Origin of the sequence: Streptomyces sp. NBC_01363, assembly GCF_026340595.1 — a bacterium.
Classification (GTDB): domain Bacteria; phylum Actinomycetota; class Actinomycetes; order Streptomycetales; family Streptomycetaceae; genus Streptomyces.
Map to the genome: position 1 here is coordinate 4,018,018 of NZ_JAPEPF010000001.1, position 19,947 is coordinate 4,037,964.

Annotated in this window: 22 protein-coding genes; 18 read left to right on the top strand and 4 right to left on the bottom strand. The window is 71.6% G+C overall.

Going from position 1 to position 19,947, the window contains the following annotated elements; all coding sequences use genetic code 11:
* The first annotated feature begins 30 nt into the window (after positions 1-30).
* The 8 genes from OG611_RS18495 (at position 31) to OG611_RS18530 (ending at position 7,217) form a co-directional block, all read left to right on the top strand.
* Positions 31-1,062: a ScpA family protein gene (locus OG611_RS18495; RefSeq protein ID WP_266421278.1), complete on the top strand. Its 1,032-nt coding sequence runs from the start codon at positions 31-33 to the stop codon at positions 1,060-1,062.
* Positions 1,059-1,706 carry an SMC-Scp complex subunit ScpB gene (gene scpB, locus OG611_RS18500; protein ID WP_266421280.1) on the top strand — a complete coding sequence of 216 codons (648 nt, stop codon included), beginning with the start codon at positions 1,059-1,061 and terminating at the stop codon, positions 1,704-1,706. Before OG611_RS18495 ends, scpB begins: the two co-directional genes overlap by 4 nt.
* The gene (locus tag OG611_RS18505; RefSeq protein ID WP_266421281.1) at positions 1,706-2,818 is read left to right on the top strand and encodes a pseudouridine synthase; all 1,113 of its coding nucleotides are present in this window, start codon (positions 1,706-1,708) and stop codon (positions 2,816-2,818) included. Before scpB ends, OG611_RS18505 begins: the two co-directional genes overlap by 1 nt.
* Positions 2,819-2,945: 127 nt before the next feature.
* Positions 2,946-3,599: a nicotinamide riboside transporter PnuC gene (pnuC, locus tag OG611_RS18510; protein WP_266421282.1), complete on the top strand. Its 654-nt coding sequence runs from the start codon at positions 2,946-2,948 to the stop codon at positions 3,597-3,599.
* A complete protein-coding gene (locus OG611_RS18515) occupies positions 3,596-4,675 on the top strand; it encodes an AAA family ATPase (RefSeq protein WP_266421285.1) in 1,080 nt (359 codons plus the stop codon). Before pnuC ends, OG611_RS18515 begins: the two co-directional genes overlap by 4 nt.
* Positions 4,672-5,406 carry an NUDIX domain-containing protein gene (locus OG611_RS18520; RefSeq protein WP_266421288.1) on the top strand — a complete coding sequence of 245 codons (735 nt, stop codon included), beginning with the start codon at positions 4,672-4,674 and terminating at the stop codon, positions 5,404-5,406. The genes OG611_RS18515 and OG611_RS18520 overlap by 4 nt, the downstream gene beginning before the upstream one ends.
* Positions 5,403-6,425, top strand: coding sequence for an ADP-ribosylglycohydrolase family protein (locus tag OG611_RS18525; protein ID WP_266421291.1), 1,023 nt, complete (start codon positions 5,403-5,405; stop codon positions 6,423-6,425). Before OG611_RS18520 ends, OG611_RS18525 begins: the two co-directional genes overlap by 4 nt.
* A gap of 3 nt (positions 6,426-6,428) precedes the next feature.
* Positions 6,429-7,217, top strand: a complete 789-nt coding sequence (locus OG611_RS18530) for a nucleotidyltransferase domain-containing protein (RefSeq protein ID WP_266421294.1) — start codon at positions 6,429-6,431, stop codon at positions 7,215-7,217.
* An 8-nt stretch (positions 7,218-7,225) separates the two neighbouring features.
* Here the strand turns inward: OG611_RS18530 and OG611_RS18535 are convergent, their stop codons facing one another.
* Positions 7,226-7,933 (bottom strand): nucleotidyltransferase domain-containing protein, encoded by a 708-nt coding sequence (locus tag OG611_RS18535; RefSeq protein ID WP_266421297.1) that lies wholly within the window; start codon positions 7,931-7,933, stop codon positions 7,226-7,228.
* Positions 7,934-8,067: 134 nt separating this feature from the next.
* On the opposite strand from OG611_RS18535, the gene OG611_RS18540 reads away from it, so the two are divergent.
* The 6 genes from OG611_RS18540 (at position 8,068) to der (ending at position 13,162) form a co-directional block, all read left to right on the top strand.
* Positions 8,068-8,505: a YidB family protein gene (locus OG611_RS18540; protein ID WP_266421300.1), complete on the top strand. Its 438-nt coding sequence runs from the start codon at positions 8,068-8,070 to the stop codon at positions 8,503-8,505.
* A 194-nt stretch (positions 8,506-8,699) separates the two neighbouring features.
* The gene (gene aroH / locus OG611_RS18545; protein WP_266421302.1) at positions 8,700-9,062 is read left to right on the top strand and encodes a chorismate mutase; all 363 of its coding nucleotides are present in this window, start codon (positions 8,700-8,702) and stop codon (positions 9,060-9,062) included.
* Entirely contained in the window at positions 9,059-10,144 is a 1,086-nt protein-coding gene (locus OG611_RS18550) for a prephenate dehydrogenase (protein ID WP_266421305.1), read from the top strand. The genes aroH and OG611_RS18550 overlap by 4 nt, the downstream gene beginning before the upstream one ends.
* Positions 10,145-10,270: 126 nt before the next feature.
* The gene (cmk, locus tag OG611_RS18555; protein WP_266421308.1) at positions 10,271-10,972 is read left to right on the top strand and encodes a (d)CMP kinase; all 702 of its coding nucleotides are present in this window, start codon (positions 10,271-10,273) and stop codon (positions 10,970-10,972) included.
* The gene (locus OG611_RS18560) at positions 10,969-11,625 is read left to right on the top strand and encodes a 1-acyl-sn-glycerol-3-phosphate acyltransferase (protein ID WP_266421310.1); all 657 of its coding nucleotides are present in this window, start codon (positions 10,969-10,971) and stop codon (positions 11,623-11,625) included. The genes cmk and OG611_RS18560 overlap by 4 nt, the downstream gene beginning before the upstream one ends.
* 67 nt (positions 11,626-11,692) lie before the next feature.
* On the top strand, positions 11,693-13,162 hold the full coding sequence (gene der / locus OG611_RS18565; RefSeq protein WP_266421313.1) for a ribosome biogenesis GTPase Der: 1,470 nt from the start codon (positions 11,693-11,695) through the stop codon (positions 13,160-13,162).
* 69 nt (positions 13,163-13,231) lie between these two features.
* On the opposite strand, the gene OG611_RS18570 is transcribed toward der, so the two are convergent.
* Positions 13,232-13,606, bottom strand: a complete 375-nt coding sequence (locus OG611_RS18570; protein WP_266421315.1) for a hypothetical protein — start codon at positions 13,604-13,606, stop codon at positions 13,232-13,234.
* Positions 13,607-13,743: 137 nt separating this feature from the next.
* On the bottom strand, positions 13,744-14,550 hold the full coding sequence (locus OG611_RS18575; protein WP_266426002.1) for a hypothetical protein: 807 nt from the start codon (positions 14,548-14,550) through the stop codon (positions 13,744-13,746).
* Positions 14,551-14,907: 357 nt separating this feature from the next.
* Between OG611_RS18575 and OG611_RS18580 the strand changes: the two genes are divergently transcribed.
* The 4 genes from OG611_RS18580 (at position 14,908) to OG611_RS18595 (ending at position 18,756) form a co-directional block, all read left to right on the top strand.
* The gene (locus OG611_RS18580; protein WP_266421318.1) at positions 14,908-16,191 is read left to right on the top strand and encodes a glycosyltransferase family 4 protein; all 1,284 of its coding nucleotides are present in this window, start codon (positions 14,908-14,910) and stop codon (positions 16,189-16,191) included.
* Positions 16,188-17,036 (top strand): transferase, encoded by an 849-nt coding sequence (locus OG611_RS18585; RefSeq protein WP_266421321.1) that lies wholly within the window; start codon positions 16,188-16,190, stop codon positions 17,034-17,036. The genes OG611_RS18580 and OG611_RS18585 overlap by 4 nt, the downstream gene beginning before the upstream one ends.
* Before the next feature lie 131 nt (positions 17,037-17,167).
* Positions 17,168-18,127, top strand: coding sequence for a YafY family protein (locus OG611_RS18590; protein WP_266421324.1), 960 nt, complete (start codon positions 17,168-17,170; stop codon positions 18,125-18,127).
* 413 nt (positions 18,128-18,540) lie between these two features.
* Positions 18,541-18,756 carry an I78 family peptidase inhibitor gene (locus tag OG611_RS18595; RefSeq protein WP_266421327.1) on the top strand — a complete coding sequence of 72 codons (216 nt, stop codon included), beginning with the start codon at positions 18,541-18,543 and terminating at the stop codon, positions 18,754-18,756.
* A 129-nt stretch (positions 18,757-18,885) separates the two neighbouring features.
* On the opposite strand, the gene OG611_RS18600 is transcribed toward OG611_RS18595, so the two are convergent.
* Complete coding sequence (locus OG611_RS18600; protein ID WP_266421330.1) at positions 18,886-19,911, bottom strand: phosphatase PAP2 family protein; 1,026 nt, start codon at positions 19,909-19,911, stop codon at positions 18,886-18,888.
* Between the last annotated feature and the right edge of the window lie 36 nt (positions 19,912-19,947).

Here is a 19,947-nt window from a genome sequence, read left to right on the forward strand (position 1 = left end):
CCGCCCGTATCCCGCTGCCCCTGGACCTTCATGCCGACGACCGACGAGCCCGCCCGCACCCCCCGCCGACCCCTGGGGCGCGGTCCGGGCGGCCGGGCCGCGCCGGAGCCGGTGGACGCCGGGCGCGCCGCCCCGGAGGCCCCCGCCCCGCCGCTGTCCCGGGACGGGGAGGCGACCGAGGCACCCGCGGCGACCGAGGCGCCCGTCGCGGCGCCGGAGCCTCCAGGGCCCGCCGGGCTTCCCGGTTCCGCCGACGACGGGCGGTTCACCGTCCGGCTGGCGAACTTCGAGGGCCCGTTCGACCTGCTCCTCCAGCTCATCGCCAAGCACAAGCTGGATGTGACCGAAGTCGCGCTGTCGAAGGTCACCGACGAGTTCATGGCGCACATCCGGGCCATGGGGCCGGACTGGGACCTGGATCAGACCACCGAGTTCCTCGTCGTCGCCGCGACGCTGCTCGACCTGAAGGCGGCGCGGCTGCTGCCCGCCGCCGAGGTGGAGGACGAGGCGGACCTGGCGCTGCTCGAAGCGCGGGACCTGCTCTTCGCCCGGCTGCTCCAGTACCGCGCGTACAAACGCATCGCGGAGATCCTCAGCGACCGGCTGGCTTCGGAGGGGCGGCGGTTCCCGCGGACGGTGGGGCTGGAGCCGCACCATGCCGAGCTGCTGCCCGAGGTCGTGATCAGCATCGGGGCGGAGGGGTTCGCCGCGCTGGCCGTGAAGGCGATGCAGCCGAAGGCCGAGCCGCAGGTGTACGTCGACCACATCCACGCGCCGCTGGTCAGCGTGCGGGAACAGGCCGAGATCGTGGTGGCACGGCTGCGGGAGGCGGGGGAGGCCAGCTTCCGGGCGCTCACCGAGGACGCCCCGGACACCCTCACCGTCGTCGCCCGGTTCCTCGCGCTGCTGGAGCTGTACCGGGAGAAGGCCGTGGCGCTCGACCAGGACGAGGCGCTCGGGGAGCTCCTGGTGCGCTGGGCGGGGGGCGAGGGTGCCGGGCCCGTCGTCACGGACGAGTTCGACGCCGAGACGCAGGACGTCCAGGAGGATGGGAAGGCATGAGTCAGCAGGAGACCACCGGCTCCACCGTCGCGGATCTCGACCTCGGGCCAGCGTTGGAAGCCGTCCTCATGGTCGTCGACGAGCCCGCCACCGAGGAGCACCTCGCCAAGGTGCTGGAGCGGCCCCGCAGGGCCGTCGCCGACGCGTTGCGCGCGCTGGCCGACGAGTACACCGTGCAGCGCCGCGGCTTCGAGCTGCGGCTGGTGGCGGGCGGCTGGCGCTTCTACACCCGTCCCGAGTACGCGGCGGCCGTCGAGAGCTTCGTCCTGGACGGCCAGCAGGCCCGTCTGACCCAGGCGGCGCTGGAGACCCTCGCGGTGGTCGCGTACCGCCAGCCGGTCAGCCGGTCCAGGGTCTCCGCGGTCCGCGGCGTGAACTGTGACGGAGTGATGCGGACCCTGCTCCAGCGAGGTCTGGTGGGGGAAGCGGGCGCGGAACCCGAAACAGGTGCGATCCTGTACAGGACGACGAACTACTTTCTGGAGCGGATGGGCCTGCGTGGCCTGGATGAGCTCCCGGAGCTCGCGCCCTTCCTCCCCGAGGCGGACGCGATCGAGGCTGAGACGCTAGAGGGTGTGCCGTCGTTCGATCCGGACGCACCGGACACCCCGGATACTCACGCAGACGACAAGACGGAATTTTGATGCGAAGCAGTGGCAGGAACAGCGGAAGCGGCAGCGGCGGCGGCAAGAGCGGCGGCAGCCGGAATCCTCGCGGTGCCGGCGCCGGGCGCGACGGCAAGCAGGAGCAGCGTCCCCGCCGGCCCCGGCCCGAGGAGCGCCGCTACGACGTGGGCGGCACCGGGGAGAAGAGCGGCGACGGCCCCCGCAAGGGACGCGGCGCGGCGGCCCGCGGCGGCGCCAAGGGCGGCCCGAAGCCCGCGCAGGCGGGCAGCGCCAGGAGCGGTGGTCGGCGTCGCCAGGGCGCCCCGTCCCGTCCGCGTGAGCTCGACGCCAAGATCGAGCAGCGCAACCGGGACAGGTACGCCGGCAAGGCCGACATCAGGACGCCCAAGACCCACCCGGGCGCCGAGCAGGAGGGCGAGCGGCTGCAGAAGGTCCTCGCCCGCGCCGGCATGGGCTCGCGCCGGGCGTGCGAGGAGCTGATCGAGCAGGCCCGCGTCGAGGTCAACGGCGAGATCGTCGTCGAGCAGGGCATGCGCGTCGATGTGAACAGGGACGAGATCAAGGTCGACGGTCTGACCGTCGCCGCCCAGTCCTACCTCTTCTTCGCGCTGAACAAGCCCGCCGGTGTCGTCTCCTCGATGGAGGACCCGGACGGCCGCCAGTGCCTCGGCGACTACGTCACCAACCGTGAGACGCGGCTCTTCCACGTCGGCCGGCTGGACACCGAGACCGAGGGCATCATCATGCTCACCAACCACGGCGAGCTGGCCCACCGCCTCACCCACCCCAAGTACGGCGTGAAGAAGACCTACCTGGCCGCCATCCAGGGACCGCTCCCGCGTGACCTGGGCAAGCGGCTCAAGGACGGCATCCAGCTGGAGGACGGGTACGCCCGCGCCGACCACTTCCGGGTCGTCGAGAACACCGGCAAGAACTACCTGGTCGAGGTGACCCTCCACGAGGGCCGCAAGCACATCGTCCGCCGGATGCTGGCCGAGGCCGGCTTCCCGGTCGAGCGGCTCGTACGGACATCCTTCGGGCCGATCCCGCTGGGCGACCAGAAGTCCGGCTGGCTGCGCCGCCTCACCAACACCGAGGTGGGCATGCTGATGCGCGAGGTCGGTCTGTAACCCTCCTCCGTCCGCTCCACGGCCCGCGGCCGGTTCCTGTTCTCGATTTTCGAACAGGAACCGGCCGCGGGTCTTTCTTCGTGCCCGATCCACCTTTATAGTCAGAGTGACTATAAAGGAGGCAGGCGTGAGTCTCGCGGATTTCCTCGATCCACTGCAACAACCCCTGGTGACGGTGCTCGACACCCCGGTCAGCTGGACCGAGGTGCTCGGCTTCGGCAGCGGGGCGCTGTGCGTATGGCTCGTGGCCCGCCAGCACCTCGCCAACTGGCCGATCGGCATCGCCAACAACCTCTTCTTCATCCTGCTGTTCACCCAGTCCGGTCTGTACGCCGACGCCGGCCTCCAGATCGTCTTCATCGCCCTTGCCGCGTACGGCTGGTGGACCTGGACCCACGGGGGTGGACCGGGCTCACCGGACCTGCCGGTGCGGCGCACCACGCGCACCGAATGGACCTGGCTGCTCGCGGCGGGGGTGGCGGGGACCGTCGCCCTCACCGTCCTGCTCGACCACGCCACCGACTCGACCGTGCCCTTCTGGGACGCCCTGACGACCGCGCTGTCCCTGACGGCGACGTACGGACAGTGCCGCAAGCTCGTCGAGTCCTGGTGGCTCTGGATCGCCGCCGATGTGGTGTACGTCCCGCTGTACGCGTACAAGGAGCTCTATCTGACCTCGCTGCTGTACGTCGGCTTCCTGACGCTCTGCCTGATCGGCCTGCGCAACTGGATGCGTGATCTCGCCGGGCAGCGGCGGCAGTTGGCGGAGGTGGCGGCATGAAGCGCTTCGGGCACGGGCTGGTCCTCGGCAAGTTCTACCCGCCGCACGCCGGCCACCACCATCTCGTCCGCACCGCGCGGGACCGCTGCGAGCGGCTGACCGTCCTGGTCTGCGCCGCCTCCGTCGAGTCCGTACCGCTCGCCGACCGGGTGGCCTGGATGCGGGAGGTGCACCCGGACGTACGGGTCGTCGGCGCCGTCGACGACATCCGCATGGACCTCCACGACCCGGTGATCTGGGACGCGCACATGGCCGTCTTCACCGGGGCCGTGCCCGAGCCGGTGGACGCCGTCTTCACCTCGGAGTCGTACGGGGACGAACTCGCCCGCCGGTTCGGCGCCGAATCCGTCTGCGTCGACCCCGACCGCACGGTCTTCCCGGTCTCCGGCACCGCCGTCCGCAAGGACCCGGTCGGCTGCTGGGACTTCCTGGAGCCGCCCGTACGGGCCGCCCTCGCCCGCCGGGTCGTCGTCCTCGGCGCGGAGTCCACCGGCACCACGACGATGGCCCGTGCCCTCACCGACCACTACCGCGGGCGCGGCGGCGTTTGGGCGCGGACCGGTTACGTCGCCGAGTACGGGCGGGAGTTCAGCGAACAGAAACTGGCCGCCCTGCGCGACCGCAGGCCCGGCGCCCAGTGGGAGGACGTCGCCTTCACCACCGATGACTTCTCGCTGATCGCCGAGACGCAGAACGCCAAGGAGGAGGCGGCCGCGCGCCTCGGGTCGCCGGTGCTCTTCTGCGACACCGACTCCTTCGCCACCACCGTCTGGCACGAGCGGTACATCGGCGGACGCAACCCGCTCGTCGAGGAGACCGCCGACCGGGTCGCCCACCACCTGTGGCTGCTCACCGACCACGAGGGCGTCGCCTTCGAGGACGACGGACTGCGCGACGGCGAAGAGCTGCGGCCCTGGATGACCGACCGCTTCCGGGCCGAACTCACCTGTACCGGAAGGGAGTTCGTCGAGCTCACCGGAACCCGTCAGGAACGCCTGGCAACCGCGGTCGCCGCCGTCGACACGCTGCTCGCCGACAGCTGGAAATTCGCCGCGCCCCTGCCGGAGCACCGATGAGCACCGGCGCCCCCGAGGGCTACGACCCGTACGCCTTCGAACCCTTCGCCGTCACCGTCGACCTCGCCGTCTTCACGGTCCGCGACAGCCGGCTGCACGTCCTGCTCGTCGAACGGGGCGAGGACCCGTACAAGGGGCACTGGGCGCTGCCCGGCGGCTTCGTCCTGCCCCGCGAGTCCGCCGGGGCCGCCGCCCGCAGGGAGCTCGCCGAGGAGACCGGGCTGACGGAGGGCACCGTCGGCGCCCTTCACCTGGAACAGCTGCGCACCTACAGCGATCCGGACCGCGACCCCAGGATGCGGGTCGTCTCGGTCGCGTACGCCGCGCTCGTACCCGACCTGCCCGAGCCGCGCGGCGGCGGCGACGCGGCCGGCGCCCAGTGGTGGGACGCCGGAGCGCTCGGCCCGCTCGCCTTCGACCACGACCGCATCCTCGCCGACGCGCACGACCGGATCGGCGCCAAGCTCGAATACAGCTGTCTGGCCACCGCCTTCTGCCCGCCCGAATTCACCCTGGGAGAACTCCAGCAGGTGTACGAGACGGTCTGGGGCGTCGAGCTGGACCGGCCCAACTTCCGGCGCAAGGTCCTCACCACGCCCGGCTTCGTCCAGGCCGTGGAGGGATCGCCGCGCCGCACCGGCGGACGGGGGAAACCGGCCGCGCTCTACCGGGCGGGTGCCGCTACCGCCCTGCACCCTCCATTGCTGAGACCGGAAGGAAGAAGCACGTGATCGTGACCAGGACCGTCACCAAGCAGGCCGCCACCGGCGCGCTGACCGGGCTCGCGCTCGGCGACGCACTGGGCTTCCCGACCGAGTTCAACAACGTGCCGTCGATCCTCGCCAAGTGCGGGCCGTGGCGCCTGATGCGGCTGCCGAAGCCGGCGATCGTGACCGACGACACCCAGATGACGCTGGCCCTGGGGCGGGGCATCCGTACCGCCATGGACCGCGGGCTGCTCACCCCGCTGCGGCTGGTCCGCCCGGTGCGCGAGGAGTTCGTCGACTGGTACCACTCGCCCGACAACAACCGCGCCCCCGGCCGCACCTGCATGACCGCCTGCCGCCTGCTCGACAGCGACCGGCTCTGGCAGGAGGCCAGCCAGACCGGTTCCAAGGGCTGCGGTGCCAACATGCGGGTCGCGCCGATCGGCCTCGTACCCGGGCTGAGCGACGAACAGCGCTCCGGCGCCGCCCAGTTGCAGGCGGCCCTCACTCACGGGCACCCGACCGCGCTCGCCGCGTCCGACCTGACGGCCCGCGCGGTGTACCTGCTGGCGCAGGGGGCGGAGCCGATGGGCCTGATCGGGCAGTTGCGTTCGTACGCCTACGAGAACAGCGGCCGGTACCTCACTCGCTGGCTCGGCGACCTCTGGCGGTACGCGGGCGACTCCTCGCCCGAGCTGTACATCCAGCGCGGCTGGGACGAATGCCTCAGCGCCCTGGCCCGCGTCCAGGACGCGCTGCACGACCCGTCCCCGGAGACCGACCCCTGCGAGCTGACCGGTGACGGGTGGATCGCCGAGGAGGCCCTGGCCACGGCCCTGCACTGCTTCCTCCTCTTCCCCGACGAGCCCGTCACCGCCCTCCGCCGCGCCGCCTGCACCCGGGGCGACTCCGACTCCCTCGGCTGCCTGACCGGCGCGTTCGCCGGGGCGCACCTGGGGGCCGGGGCCTGGCCCAAGGAGTGGTCGGAGCGGATCGAGTACCGCAGCGATCTGCTGTCGCTGGGGGCGCTCTGGGATTCTTGATCCATGCGCAGGGACACCAAGCACTTCCAGGAAGCCGGGCTGCCGGTCACGGACCTCGGCCCGGTCGTCGCCGAGGAGCGCCACCCGCTGCTGTTCGCCACGGTCTCCGGGGCGCATCTGTACGGGTTCCCCTCCAAGGACTCGGATGTGGACCTTCGGGGGGTCCATCTCCTGCCCGCGGAGGACCTGGTGGGACTCCGCGAGCCCGAGGAGACGCGCTCGCGGATGTGGGACCGGGACGGGATCGAGATGGACCTCGTCACGCACGACCTGCGGAAGTTCGTCCGGCTGATGCTGAAACCGAACGGCTATGTGCTGGAGCAGCTGCTCTCGCCGCTGGTCGTGCACACGAGCAGGACGCACACGGAACTGGTGGACCTGGCGCCGGGCGTGCTCACCCGCAACCACGCCCACCACTACCGGGGATTCGCCAACACCCAGTGGCGGCTCTTCGAGAGGACCGGTGAACTGAAGCCGCTGCTGTACACCTTCCGGGCACTGCTCACCGGGATCCACCTGATGCGCAGCGGCGAAGTGCGGGCGCATCTGCCGACCCTCCTCGGGGAGGTGGCGGCGCCCGCGTATCTGCCCGAGCTGATCGAGGCGAAGGCCGAGGCCGAGCACGGGGGAGCGGGGGACATGGCCGGCGCGGTGGTGTCCCGGGACGTCGAGGCGCTGCACGGGGTGCTGGACCGGGCCCAGGCGGAATCGGGGCTTCCCGAGAAGGCCGGCGGCTTCGAGGAACTGCACGACCTCGTGGTGCGGGCGCGGTTGACGGGGTGGGCGTCCTAGGGTGGGTTCTAGAAGTCCCCGCCGGGCCAGGACACTGACGCCCGGCGGGTGCGGATCAGGAAGTCCTCCACCCGGGCCCGGTCCGGCTCCGGCGGGAGCGGGGAGTTCCTCGCGGCCTCGTCGTCCTCCTCGACGAGGCGGTTCATGCGGCGTTCGACCTCCGCCCACGGCACCTCGCCCCGCTTCACCGCCAGCAGCTCCTCCCGGGCCGCGCCCACCTCGATCGTGAGCTCGCCCGTGCGCAGCAGGTCCCGGCCGCAGGTCAGCAGCCGCAGCAGATGCATGGCGTGCTTCCAGCGCGGCGCCCCGTGCCGCCGTACGTCCGCCTCCAGCTTCCTGCGCTGGCCCGAGGCGTAGCGGACGAAGGTCTGGTGGGCCAGCCGGGAGAGGAACGCGCCGCGCAGGGAGAGGAGTTCACGGCCCACGGCGTCGGCGTGTTCCACCAGTGGTGAGTGCAGGCACTCCAGCACGTTGGGGTTGGCGCGCAGCGCCAGCTCGCAGAAGCGTTCCAGCTCCCACGAGAACTGCTCCTGTGCCGGGCCCTCGACATGCGTCGGCGGTTTCTCGAACCGCCAGAACAGCGGGGTCGGCGCGAGGAACACGCCGCGCCGGTCGGTGTCGCTCCCCTCCGTGGCGAGCCCGAAGGCGCGTGAGCCCATCACGCAGGAGTAGACCGTGTGGTCGCGTACGAGAGCCTCGGGATCAGGGGTGATCATGCCGGCGAGAGTACGCGAGCGAAAACAGCTTGCACCGGGGATATCGGGGCGGCCCTCAGGCGCCGGCTCAAGTGGCAGAAGCCCGGGTTCTGATCGACATTGTCGATAAATCATCCCCTCTGGAAGGCAGAACCATGGCAGGAAACGATCTCGGCAGCCTGCTGGGCGGCTTGCTGGGCGGCGGCCAGAGCGGCGGCTCGGGTGGCTCGGGCGGCGCGGGGAACATCCTCGGCGCGCTGCTGGGCACGCTCGGCGGCGGCCAGGGCGGAACGGGCGGCGGTGGCAACGCGCTCGAAGGGCTGATCGGGATGCTCACCAGATCCGGCCTCGTCGACCAGGCGCAGTCCTGGGTCGGCACCGGTGAGAACCAGGCGGTCAGCGGCGCCCAGATCAGCGAGGCGCTGCCGGACGAGACCCTGCGGAAGGTCGCCTGGGAAGCAGGGGTCAGCACCGAGCAGGCGGCCGACGAGATCGCCCGGTCGCTGCCGACAGCGGTCGACAAGCTGACTCCTTCGGGTGAGGTGCCGGAGGGCCGCTCGATCGAGGACCTGGTCCGGGAGCAGCAGCTCTGACGGCGAGAGCGGCCCGAGGGCCTGTCCGGCGCAATCGGGCCGGGCAGGCCCTCGGGCCGTCGGCGTGTACCCGCCCCGTCTCACGGACAGAGCACCCCGGACCGCCGGCCGCGCAGCCCTTTAGGCTGATCGGGCAGAGAGATCACGCAGGCGGACAGCAGGCGCGACACGTACGAGGAACCGAGGAGCACGACGTGGCGGTACGAGCGGTCCGCGGAGCCGTCCAGCTCGAGCAGGACGAGGCCGGGCACATGGGTGAGCGGGTCGGTGCCCTGCTCACCGCCGTCCTGGAGCGCAACAGCCTCGTCGCGGACGATCTGATCAGCATCTGGTTCACGGCCACCCCCGACCTGCACAGCGACTTCCCGGCCGCCGCCGCACGCGGGCTCGGCATCGTCGACGTACCGCTGATCTGCGCCCAGGAGCTGGACATCGAGGGGGCCATGCCCCGTGTGGTGCGCATACTCGCGCACGTCGAGACCTACCTTCCCAAGTCCGAGATCGCCCACGTGTACCTCGGTGCCACCGCCGCACTTCGCAAGGACATCGCCCAGTGAGAACCGCCGTCGTCATCGGAACGGGCCTCGTCGGCACTTCCGCAGCCCTCGCCCTCGCCGGGCGCGGCATCCATGTCCACCTCGTCGACCACGACCCCCGGTCGGCCCGCACCGCGGCCGCGCTGGGCGCCGGTACGGACGAGGCGCCCGACGGCCCCGTGGACCTGGCGATCATCGCCGTGCCGCCCGCCCACGTGGCCTCGGTGCTGGCCACCGCCCTGCGGGACGGCGTCGCCCGCGGCTACCTCGACGTCGCCAGCGTGAAGGGCGGCCCGCGCCGCGAGCTGGAGGCCCTCGGCCTCGACCTCGCGCCGTACATCGGTACGCACCCCATGGCCGGCAAGGAGCGGTCGGGCCCCCTCGCCGCCACCGCGGATCTGTTCGAGGGCAGGCCCTGGGTCCTCACCCCGACCCGTGACACCGACACCGAGGTCCTCAACCTCGCCCTGGAACTGGTCGCGCTCTGCCGCGCCGTCCCGGTCGTCATGGACGCCGACGCGCACGACCGGGCCGTCGCCCTGGTCTCCCACACCCCGCAGCTGATCTCGTCGATGGTCGCCGCCCGCCTGGAGGAGGCCGACGAGACCGCCGTACGCCTCTGCGGCCAGGGCATCAGGGACGTCACCCGGATCGCCGCCTCCGACCCCCGGATGTGGGTGGAGATCCTCTCCGCCAACCCCGGCCCGGTCGCCGACGTGCTGGCCGGGGTCGCCGCCGACCTGGACGAGACGGTACGGGCGCTGCGCGGCCTGCAGTCCGACGACGACGACCGGCGCCGCGAGGGCACCGAGGGCATCGAGGACGTCCTGCGCCGCGGCAACGCGGGCCGGGTCAGGGTGCCGGGCAAGCACGGGACCGCCCCCACCGCGTACGAGATGGTGTCCGTGCTCATCAGCGACCGGCCGGGCGAACTGGCCGGGATCTTCGCCGACGCCGGACGGGCCGGGGTCAACGTCGAGGACGTGCGCATCGAGCACGCCACCGGGCAGCAGGCCGGCCTGGTCCAGCTGATGGTCGAGCCGAGCGCGGCCCCCGCACTGAGCGCGGCGCTGCGCGAGCGGGGCTGGTCGATACGCCAGTAGCCCGGGGCGGCGGGGCCGGAAGGCCGTTGTCCACAGGGGTGCAGAGACCCGCTCCGACACTCGGTAACCTTGTGCGGGGCGGGTTCGCACGCGCCCCCGTCCCGCCCACCCCGTGTATTCAGGAAGGTGTCCACCACCGTGGAAACCCGTACGGCCCCGGCCGCAGTGATCGTCGCCATCGACGGGCCATCCGGCACCGGCAAGTCGAGCACGTCCAAGGCCGTCGCCGCGCAGCTCGGCCTGAGCTACCTGGACACCGGCGCCCAGTACCGGGCGATCACCTGGTGGATGCTGAACAACGGCATCGACGTGCAGGACGCGACGGAGGTGGCGACCGCGGCCGCCAAGCCGGTCATCGTCTCCGGCACGGACCCGGCCGCCCCGACGATCACCGTCGACGGCGAGGACGCCGCGGGCCCGATCCGCACCCAGGAGGTCACCTCCAAGGTCAGCGCCGTCAGCGCCGTCCCCGAGGTGCGCACCCGGATCACCGAGCTGCAGCGCAGCATCGCCGCCGCGGCCGAGCGGGGCATAGTGGTCGAGGGTCGGGACATCGGCACCACCGTGCTGCCCGACGCCGACCTGAAGATCTTCCTCACCGCTTCCCCGGAGGCACGCGCAGCCCGTCGCAGCGGAGAGGTCAAGGGCTCCGACCTCGCCGCCACCAAGGAGGCGCTGATCAAGCGGGACGCGGCCGACTCCGGCCGCAAGACCTCCCCGCTGGCCAAGGCGGACGACGCCGTCGAGGTGGACACCACCGAGCTGACCCTTCAGCAGGTCATCGAGTGCGTCGTCACCCTCGTCGAGGAGAAGCGGGCCACGAAGTGACCCAGGCCACGGGCTCGCCCTCGCCGCGCGGTGCGGCGGTCGGGCGCGGGATCGGCATCGGGCTGATGTACGGGCTGTGGAAGCCCCGCGTCCTCGGTGCGTGGCGGGTCCCCGCCTCCGGACCCGTCATACTCGCGGTGAACCACTCGCACAACATCGACGGTCCGATGCTGATGGGCACCGCGCCCCGGCCCGTCCACTTCCTGATCAAGAAAGAGGCGTTCGTCGGCCCGCTCGACCCGTTCCTGCGCGGAATCGGTCAGCTGAAGGTGGACCGTACGACCGTCGACCGCACCGCCATCACGCACGCCCTCGGCGTGCTGGAGAGCGGCGGGGCGCTCGGGATCTTTCCCGAGGGCACCAGGGGCGAGGGCGACTTCGCCTCCCTGCGTGCCGGGCTCGCGTATTTCGCGGTACGCAGCGGGGCGCCGATCGTGCCCGTGGCCGTCCTGGGAAGCACCGAGCGCCGCGGACGGTTGATATCGGCACTGCCGCCGCTGCGCAGCCGGGTCGACGTCGTCTTCGGCGATGCCTTCGAAGCGGGCGACGGCAGCGGGCGGCGTACGCGCAAGGCGCTGGACGAGGCGACGGTACGGATCCAGGGGCGGCTGACCGCCCATCTGGACGAGGCCAGGCGTTTCACCGGGCGCTAGGTAAGACTTGAGTAGTGGGCCGCGTGTTCGTGGCCCATCGATGATGATGCAAAGAGGAACGGACTTCATGAACGACCAGATTCACTCCGACGGCTCGGACCATGAGCACGGAGCACTTGGCGACGCCGAGTACGCGGAGTTCATGGAGCTCGCCGCGGAGGAGGGCTTCGACCTCGAAGAGGTCGAGGGCGCGATCGACGAGGCCGGTCACGGACCGCTGCCCGTGCTCGCCGTCGTCGGCCGCCCCAACGTCGGCAAGTCGACGCTGGTGAACCGGATCATCGGCCGCCGTGAGGCAGTCGTCGAGGACAAGCCGGGCGTCACCCGTGACCGCGTCACCTACGAGGCCGAGTGGGCGGGCCGCCGCTTCAAGGTCGTCGACACCGGCGGCTGGGAGCAGGACGTGCTGGGCATCGACGCCTCCGTCGCCGCCCAGGCCGAGTACGCGATCGAGGCGTCCGACGCGGTCGTCTTCGTGGTCGACTCGACCGTCGGCGCGACCGACACCGACGAGGCCGTCGTCAAGCTGCTGCGCCGGGCCGGCAAGCCGGTCGTGCTGTGCGCCAACAAGGTCGACGGACAGAGCGGCGAGGCGGACGCCACCGCGCTGTGGTCGCTGGGCCTCGGCGAGCCGCACCCGGTCTCCTCGCTGCACGGCCGCGGCACCGGCGACCTGCTCGACGCCGTGCTCGAAGCGCTTCCCGAGGCCCCGGCGCAGCGCTTCGGCACCGCGATCGGCGGCCCGCGCCGGATCGCGCTCATCGGCCGTCCGAACGTCGGCAAGTCCTCGCTGCTGAACAAGGTGGCGAACGAGGACCGCGTCGTCGTCAACGAGCTCGCCGGCACCACCCGCGACCCGGTCGACGAGCTGATCGAGCTCGGCGGCATCACCTGGAAGTTCATCGACACGGCCGGCATCCGCCGTCGCGTCCACCTCCAGGAGGGTGCGGACTACTACGCCTCGCTGCGTACCGCCGCCGCCGTGGAGAAGGCCGAGGTCGCCGTCGTCCTGATCGACGCGGGCGAGTCCATCAGCGTCCAGGACCAGCGCATCATCACCATGGCCGTGGAGGCCGGGCGTGCCCTGGTGATCGCGTACAACAAGTGGGACACGCTCGACGAGGAGCGCCGCTACTACCTGGAGCGCGAGATCGAGACGGAGCTCGCGCAGATCGCGTGGGCCCCTCGGGTCAACGTCTCGGCCGTCACCGGCCGGCACATGGAGAAGCTCGTCCCGGCGATCGAGACCGCCCTCGCCAGCTGGGAGACCCGCGTCCCCACCGGCCGGCTGAACGCCTTCCTCGGCGAGATCGTCGCCTCCCACCCGCACCCCGTCCGCGGCGGCAAGCAGCCCCGGATCCTCTTCGGCACCCAGGCCGGTACCAAGCCGCCGCGCTTCGTGCTGTTCGCCTCGGGCTTCCTGGAGCACGGCTACCGACGGTTCGTCGAGCGTCGGCTGCGTGAGGAGTTCGGCTTCGAGGGCACCCCGATCCACATCTCGGTGCGGGTCCGCGAGAAGCGCGGCCGCAACAAGTAGCGCGCAACGGCGTACGACAGAGCCCCGGACCGTCTCGCATCCGAGACGGTCCGGGGCTCTGTCGCAGGGTCAGGCCCCTCGCGAGCCCGGGGGCAGGGCCGCGGGCTGGGTGCGCCCGGAGTGCCGACCCACCCGCTGCCAGGACCCGAGGCCGCCGCTGTGCGTGCCGGTGCCGGTGCCGGTGCCGGTGCCGCTGCCGCTGCCGTGTCCGGTGGCCCCGCCTGTCACGGCGAGACCGGTGGAGAAACCGGCGGAGTGGCCGGAATGGCCGCCCAGCGGGAGACGGCTGCCGAAGAGCCCGGTGCCGAAGGCCATGAAGCCGAGATTCTCCTCGCCGCTCCGATCACCCGGCAGCGCCCGGAACGAACGGCGGTACTCGGAGTACAGCGCGTCGTAGATCGGGGTGTGGGACTGACCGCCCGAGGGGTCCTGCGAGGGCCGCATGGCAGGAATCGGGCTCGGGCGCTGGTGGGAGGAGTCGTATGAGTGCACGTATGTGCCAACGACCCCGGTGTCCGTCGGATGCGGGCGCAGCGGAGAAATCGCTGTTCGTCGCTGGTGCGAGGGGCCGCCGCCCATGATCAGGTGCCGGCCAGCGGCATCGCGGCGGCCACCAGGAGCCCGTTGGCCGCGGCCTTGTCCAGAGCGTCGCGCAGCAGGTCCTCGCGTGGCTGCTGGCCGATCGATCCGGCGGGGGCGGCGAAGACGAGGACGGTCTGCGACTTGTTGGCCGCGGTCCGCCAGCCCTCGGTGACCTGGAGCGGGGCGTGCGCCTGCCACCAGGCGACCGGTGCGCCGCCGCCGGTGCCCGGCTGGAGCACGGCGTGCAGCTGGCCCATGGCGAGCAGGATCGACCAGCCGTGCAGCAGGGCGGGCACCTGGTCCATCCGGTGGACCGGGTGGAAGCCCTGCTCCAGCAGGAGCTGGAGGAATTCGTCGCCCCGGCTTCCGTCCGTGCCCGGACGGGCGATCGCCCCGGTCGGCTCGACGACGAGGGCCGGGTGGAGCTCGTCGTCGATCAGGACGAGACCGCTGGTGATCCCGAGGACGGCCTGCTCGGCGGGGAGGTTCTGCGGCTGCGCCGCGCCGCCGCCGGAATCGCCGGAGCCCTCGGTGCCGGTGATGCTGCGTACGGCGCCCTGCAGCTGCTCCTCGGCGACCTGGACCACCTGCGAGGGGATGCACGTCGCGTGGGCGAAGGCGAGGACGGCGGTCTCGTCGCCGACGAAGAGCACCGTGCTGGTGCGTTCCTGCTCGGAGTCGCCGGGGGTGCGGCAGGAAGTGCAGTCGTAACTGCCCGGGGCGTTGTCGCCGACAAGCAGCCGGTCGGCTTCGGCGTCGCCGATCTCGGCGCGTACGTCCTCGCTGACGTCGAGCATGCGCGGCACGGGTGGCTCCTCGAACTCGGTGCGTGCGCCGGGCGGTTCCCGGCTCATGGAAATGACAACGGGCGAGCCGCAGCCGGGGTCACGCGAGAAAGGGAACGTAATCGAACCAACCGGCGCAGAGGGTGAATCTCGGGATCCTTGAGACTGATTTGAGCGTATTTTTCCTGATCTGGTGGGGCGCGATGTGGTCGACTCGATCACGGGCCGGTGCACCGATACGTCGACAAAGCGGGAAAGCGGGTGAGTTTACGGCTGACCGAAATTCGCCCCTACGTGGAGTGAACCGTCGACCGGCCTGCGCCGTCATGCCAAGTGCAGCCTGCCGCTGACCAGCCGAACCGGGAGACATGGCGTTTCATGCACATTTCTTTCCTGCTCCACAACGCCTATGGAGTCGGGGGCACGATCCGCACGACGTTCAATCTCGCCGGGGAGCTGGCCGGGCACCATGACGTCGAGATCGTGTCGGTCTTCAGGCACCGCGACGTCCCCGCGCTGGGCGCCCCCGAAGGGGTGCGCATGAGCCACCTCGTCGATCTGCGGAAGAAGAGCCCGACGTACGACGGCGACGCCGCCGAATACGCCCGTCCCGCGACCGTGTTCCCGCGCGGCGACAGCAGATACCGGCAGTACAGCAGGCTGAGCGATGCACGGGTGGCGGGCCATCTGCGTTCCCTGGAGGCGGACGTCGTGGTCGGAACCCGGCCGGGGCTCAATGTGCACATCAGCAGGCAGGCCCGCCGCTGCCCGGTCCTGATCGGGCAGGAACACCTCACCCTCGACAGCCACGGCTACCGGCTCCGCCGCGAGATCGGGCACCGCTACGCCCTGCTCGACGCGATCACCACCGTCACCGAGGCCGACGCCCAGGCCTACCGGACCGGGTTCAAGCTGCCCGGCGTACGCATCGAGGCCATTCCCAACAGTGTGCCCGCGCCGACGGTCGCGCCCGCCGACGGCGACCACAAGTGGGTGATCGCCGCGGGCCGGCTGCACAAGGTCAAGCGGTACGACCTGCTCGTCCGGGCGTTCGCCGACGTGGTCGCGGTCCGCCCGGACTGGCGGCTGCGCATCTACGGCGGCGGTGACGCGACCGGGAACGAACGAGAGGCGCTGCTCACGCTCGTCGCCGAACTCGGCCTGCACAACCACGTGTTCCTGATGGGCCCGGTCAATCCGCTGGAGGCCGAGTGGCCCAAGGGGTCGATCGCCGCGGTCACTTCGGACCGCGAGTCCTTCGGCATGACCATCGTCGAGGCGATGCGTTGCGGGCTGCCGGTCGTCGCCACCGACTGCCCGCACGGCCCGCGCGAGATCATCGACGACGGCACCGACGGACGGCTGGTGCCCGTCGGTGACACGGCGGCGGTGGCCGACGCCCTGCTCGGTCTGATCGAGGACGACGGGGCACGGCACCGCGCGGGGCACGCCGCGCTGGCCGCTTCGCGGCGGTTCGACCCGTCGCGGATCGCCGAACGCCATGAACGGCTCTTCACCGAACTCGCCTCGCGGGGCCCGCGCGACCGCTCGCACGGCGTGATGGGCACCACGCTGCACCGCGCCCGGGGCGCCGTGCTGGACGGGGCGTACGCCCTGCGTTACAAGGCAGCCGCCGCGATCCGCAAGGGGAAGACCGCATGACCGCCTCCGCAGGACGAAGGACACCGCGGGCCGACTGCACCGTGGGACCCGACGGCGGGATCACCTTCGATCTCGACCTCCGCCGCGGCGAGGACGAGGAGGTGCCCGAACTGCTTCTCCGGCTGCGCGGCGCCAAGGGTCCGGACAGCGACGGCAGGACCGTACGGCTGTCGCTGAGCCCGTTGCGCGACGGACGGCTGCGCGCGGTGCTGCCGGGGACCACGGAAGCCGCCGAGGGCCGCTGGGACGTCTACCTGCGTGAGCCGGGCGCGGGCGACGACGGGGCGGTGGCCGTCGAGCCCGGGATCAGGGACCTGCGACTGCTCGTCGACCACGCGCCGGGGGCCGGGCGGATCGCGGTCCGTATCCCGTACCCGACCCTCGACGGCCGGCTCGCCGTGCGCTGCTGGCTGCGTGCACCGCACGCCGAGGCCGGACCGGTGACCTTCGACGGGACCGGGATGACCGTCGAGGGCACGCTGTACGGGACCGGTCTCGGCATCGATGCCCGTGTCGAGGCGCGACTGCCCGGGGCCGACGGCCGGGTCCTGCGGGTGCCGGTCACCGGGCAGCCGGGCGGCTTCGCCTTCACGCTCCCCCTCGGCCGGCTGGCCGACGGGGCCGTCACCGCGCAGCAGCTGTGGACGCTCTGGCTGATCCCGGGGGCGGCGGAGGGCGAGCCGGCCGGCGGCGTACGGATCTCCCGCATCCTCGACGACATCTGGGACCGCAAGAAGATCTTCGTCTACCCGGGCCGCAGCGCGGGGGAGGGCACTCGGGCCACCCCCTGCTACTCCACCGACAACGACCTCTGCGTACGGCTCGAACCGGAACCGGCGCCTTAGAGGCTGTCGGGTCCTAGGTCACCCGACAGCCTCTGAGGGCCTCTCGTTCGGATCGGGCCGGGCTCGCGTGCCCCGGACCCCGCCAGGGGTTGCGGACGCGGGCTGTCCGCAACCCCTGGCAGACTCGCCCCATGTTGGAGACCTCGGCACGACTGCTGCGTCTGCTCTCACTGCTCCAGGCGCACCGCGACTGGTCCGGTGCCGATCTTGCCGATCGGCTCGGAGTCACCCCGCGGACGGTCCGGCGTGACGTCGACAAGCTGCGCGAACTGGGCTACCCGGTCAACGCCAGTCCCGGCACCGGCGGCGGGTACCAGCTCGGCGCCGGTGCGCAGCTGCCGCCACTGCTCCTGGACGACGAGGAGGCCGTCGCCGTCGCGGTCGGCCTGCGCACCGCGGCGGGCAACGGCGTCGAGGGCATCGGAGAGACCTCCGTACGCGCCCTGGCCAAGCTCGAACAGGTGCTGCCGGACCGGCTCCGGCGCCGGGTCAACGCGCTGAGCACCTTCACGGTGCCCTTGCTCCGCGGGCCCGGTGCGTCGGTCGCCGACGCGGGTGTCCTGACCGAACTCGCCGGGGCCTGCCGGGACGCCGAACGGCTGCGCTTCGAGTACCGGGACCACTCCGGCTCCATCTCGCGGCGGACCGTCGAACCCCACCGGCTGGTGTGCACCGAGCGTCGCTGGTATCTCGTCGCCTGGGACCTGGACCGCGCGGACTGGCGTACGTTCCGGGCGGACCGGATCACCCCCACGCCGCCGCACGGACCGAGGTTCGTCCCCCGTGACGCACCCGCCGAGGATCTGGCCGCCTATGTCTCGAAGGGGATCTCCACGGGGGCGTACCCGACGCAGGCGGTGGTCCGGCTGAAGGCGGGGATCGAGCGCGCGGCCGAGCGGGTCTCGCCCTCGGCCGGGGTGCTGGAGGCGGTCGACGCCGACACCTGTCTGCTGCGCACCGGGGCCGCCACCCTGGACGTGCTGGTCATCCACGTGATGATGCTCGGGATCGACTTCGAGGTGGTCGAACCACCGGCGCTCCAGGACGCGATCAGGGTGGTGAGGGACCGGCTGTCCAGGGTCCTGGAGTGAGCCCTGCCTGCGACAACGCCATACGGCCGGTCGGGGTTGCCCGCTATACCGGTGGCAGTCGGCGGCCGTCCCCGCACCCCGGCGCGAATATTGTGACCAAAGGATAAGGCTGCCATAAGGAAGCGTGAATTCCGGGCGACCTGCTCATTTACACAGGTTATTCCGCGCGGGAATTCCACCCGCTCGATACGGGATATTCCGCTTTGATTCCGGGCCTTCCGCGTGATCGTTTTCCGGCTTGTGTGATTACTGTGTGTCCGGTCCCAGGGGTGCGGGTTCGGGTGGCGTGATTCATACGGTGCGTGTGTCGTGATCCTGTGACACAAGCGTGACCGGCGGGGAACGTGGGGATGCTCGGCGGCGGCAGGTGCCCCGGCTTCCGTCGCCGCCCGCAGCCGCCTACGGTGAGGTGCATGGCACCCATACCGACCCCTCCCGCCCAGCCCGACGACGCCCCCGGTGAGTACGTCGGCCTCGCCGCCGACGCCGCCGAACGGCGGGCCCGCAGCCATGGCTGGACCACCGTCAGATCCCTGCCGCCGGGCGCGATCATCACCATGGAGTTCCGGAGCGGACGGATCAACTTCGAGGTCGCCGCCGCCGTCGTCACCCGCTGCTGGCTGGGCTGAGACCTCCCGCGACCCGGGCCGCCCGGCCCCGGACCCGCCGGACATGAGTGAAGGCCCCGACTCCGGTCGGGGCCTTCACTCATGTCCGGGGGAGCGGCTGTGCGTACCGTCCCCGTGATCGCCGGAGCCTCAGCCGCCGGTCACCGGGTGGGCCGGGCTCGTGCCGCCGCGCGGCGTGCGGTCGGCGTGCGGCGGGCGCCGGCTGCCGGCCGGGGTGACCGGGGTCCGCTCCGAGCGCACCAGATGCGTCGGATGCGCCGGATGTGACGAGTGCGCGCGCGAGCGGGTGCCCGTGCCGCCCGTGGCCGCCGCGACGACCGGCTCCAGTGCCGGGCTCTGTGCCGGGGCGTCGCGGCCGTCCGGCTGCGGCGGCAGCGTGGTCCTCGGGCCTCCGGCCGCGACGGGCACGGAGGGAACGGGACGGCCGAGGCCCCGCAGGTTCTCGCGCTGGGCGAAGATCCATGCCTCGGCCCGGGTGATCAGCGGCTCGACCCAGGGCAGGCCCAGCATGATCAGCAGCCCCGCGGCCCAGCCCAGCAGGACATCGCTGAGCCAGTGCGTACCGAGATAGACGGTGGTGAGGCCGACGCCGAGCGAGACGATGGCCGACATGGCCGAGAGATAACGCCGGGCGCGTGGGGTGGTGGCCAGATAGGCGAGGATTCCCCAGGTCACGACCGCGTTGGCGGTGTGGCCGGAGGGGAATATATCGCCGCCGGCGAAGAGTTCGGGGGAGCCGATCTGGGTGGCGTAGTGCGGGCCGAGGCGCCCGAGGCCGATCTTGACCGCGCCGACCGTCACATTGAGCAGCAGCAGCGCCGCGCCCAGCGTCAGCAGCGGCCGCAGCGTGTGCTGCCGCCAGGAGCGCCAGCCGAGCCAGCAGGCGACCATGGTGGCGGTGGGTCCGCGCTGGCCGAGCACGATGTAGTAGTCGAGGAAGGCATGAATTTCCGGCCACTGCTGATACGGCCGGAAGAGCATGACCTTCCAGTCCAGGGCCACCAGCCAGGACGAGACCAGCACGGCAATGACGATGGCGAGATAGAACGCCAACGTCCCGCCGAAGAGCGCGATGCGGTGACGGCTCATCCGCGGTGGCTCTATCTTCGGCGGCTCCGGCTCCCGGTCCAGCCGGGCAAAGATGTCGGTACGCACCCAATCGACGTTACAGCGAGTTAGTGCGAGACCAGG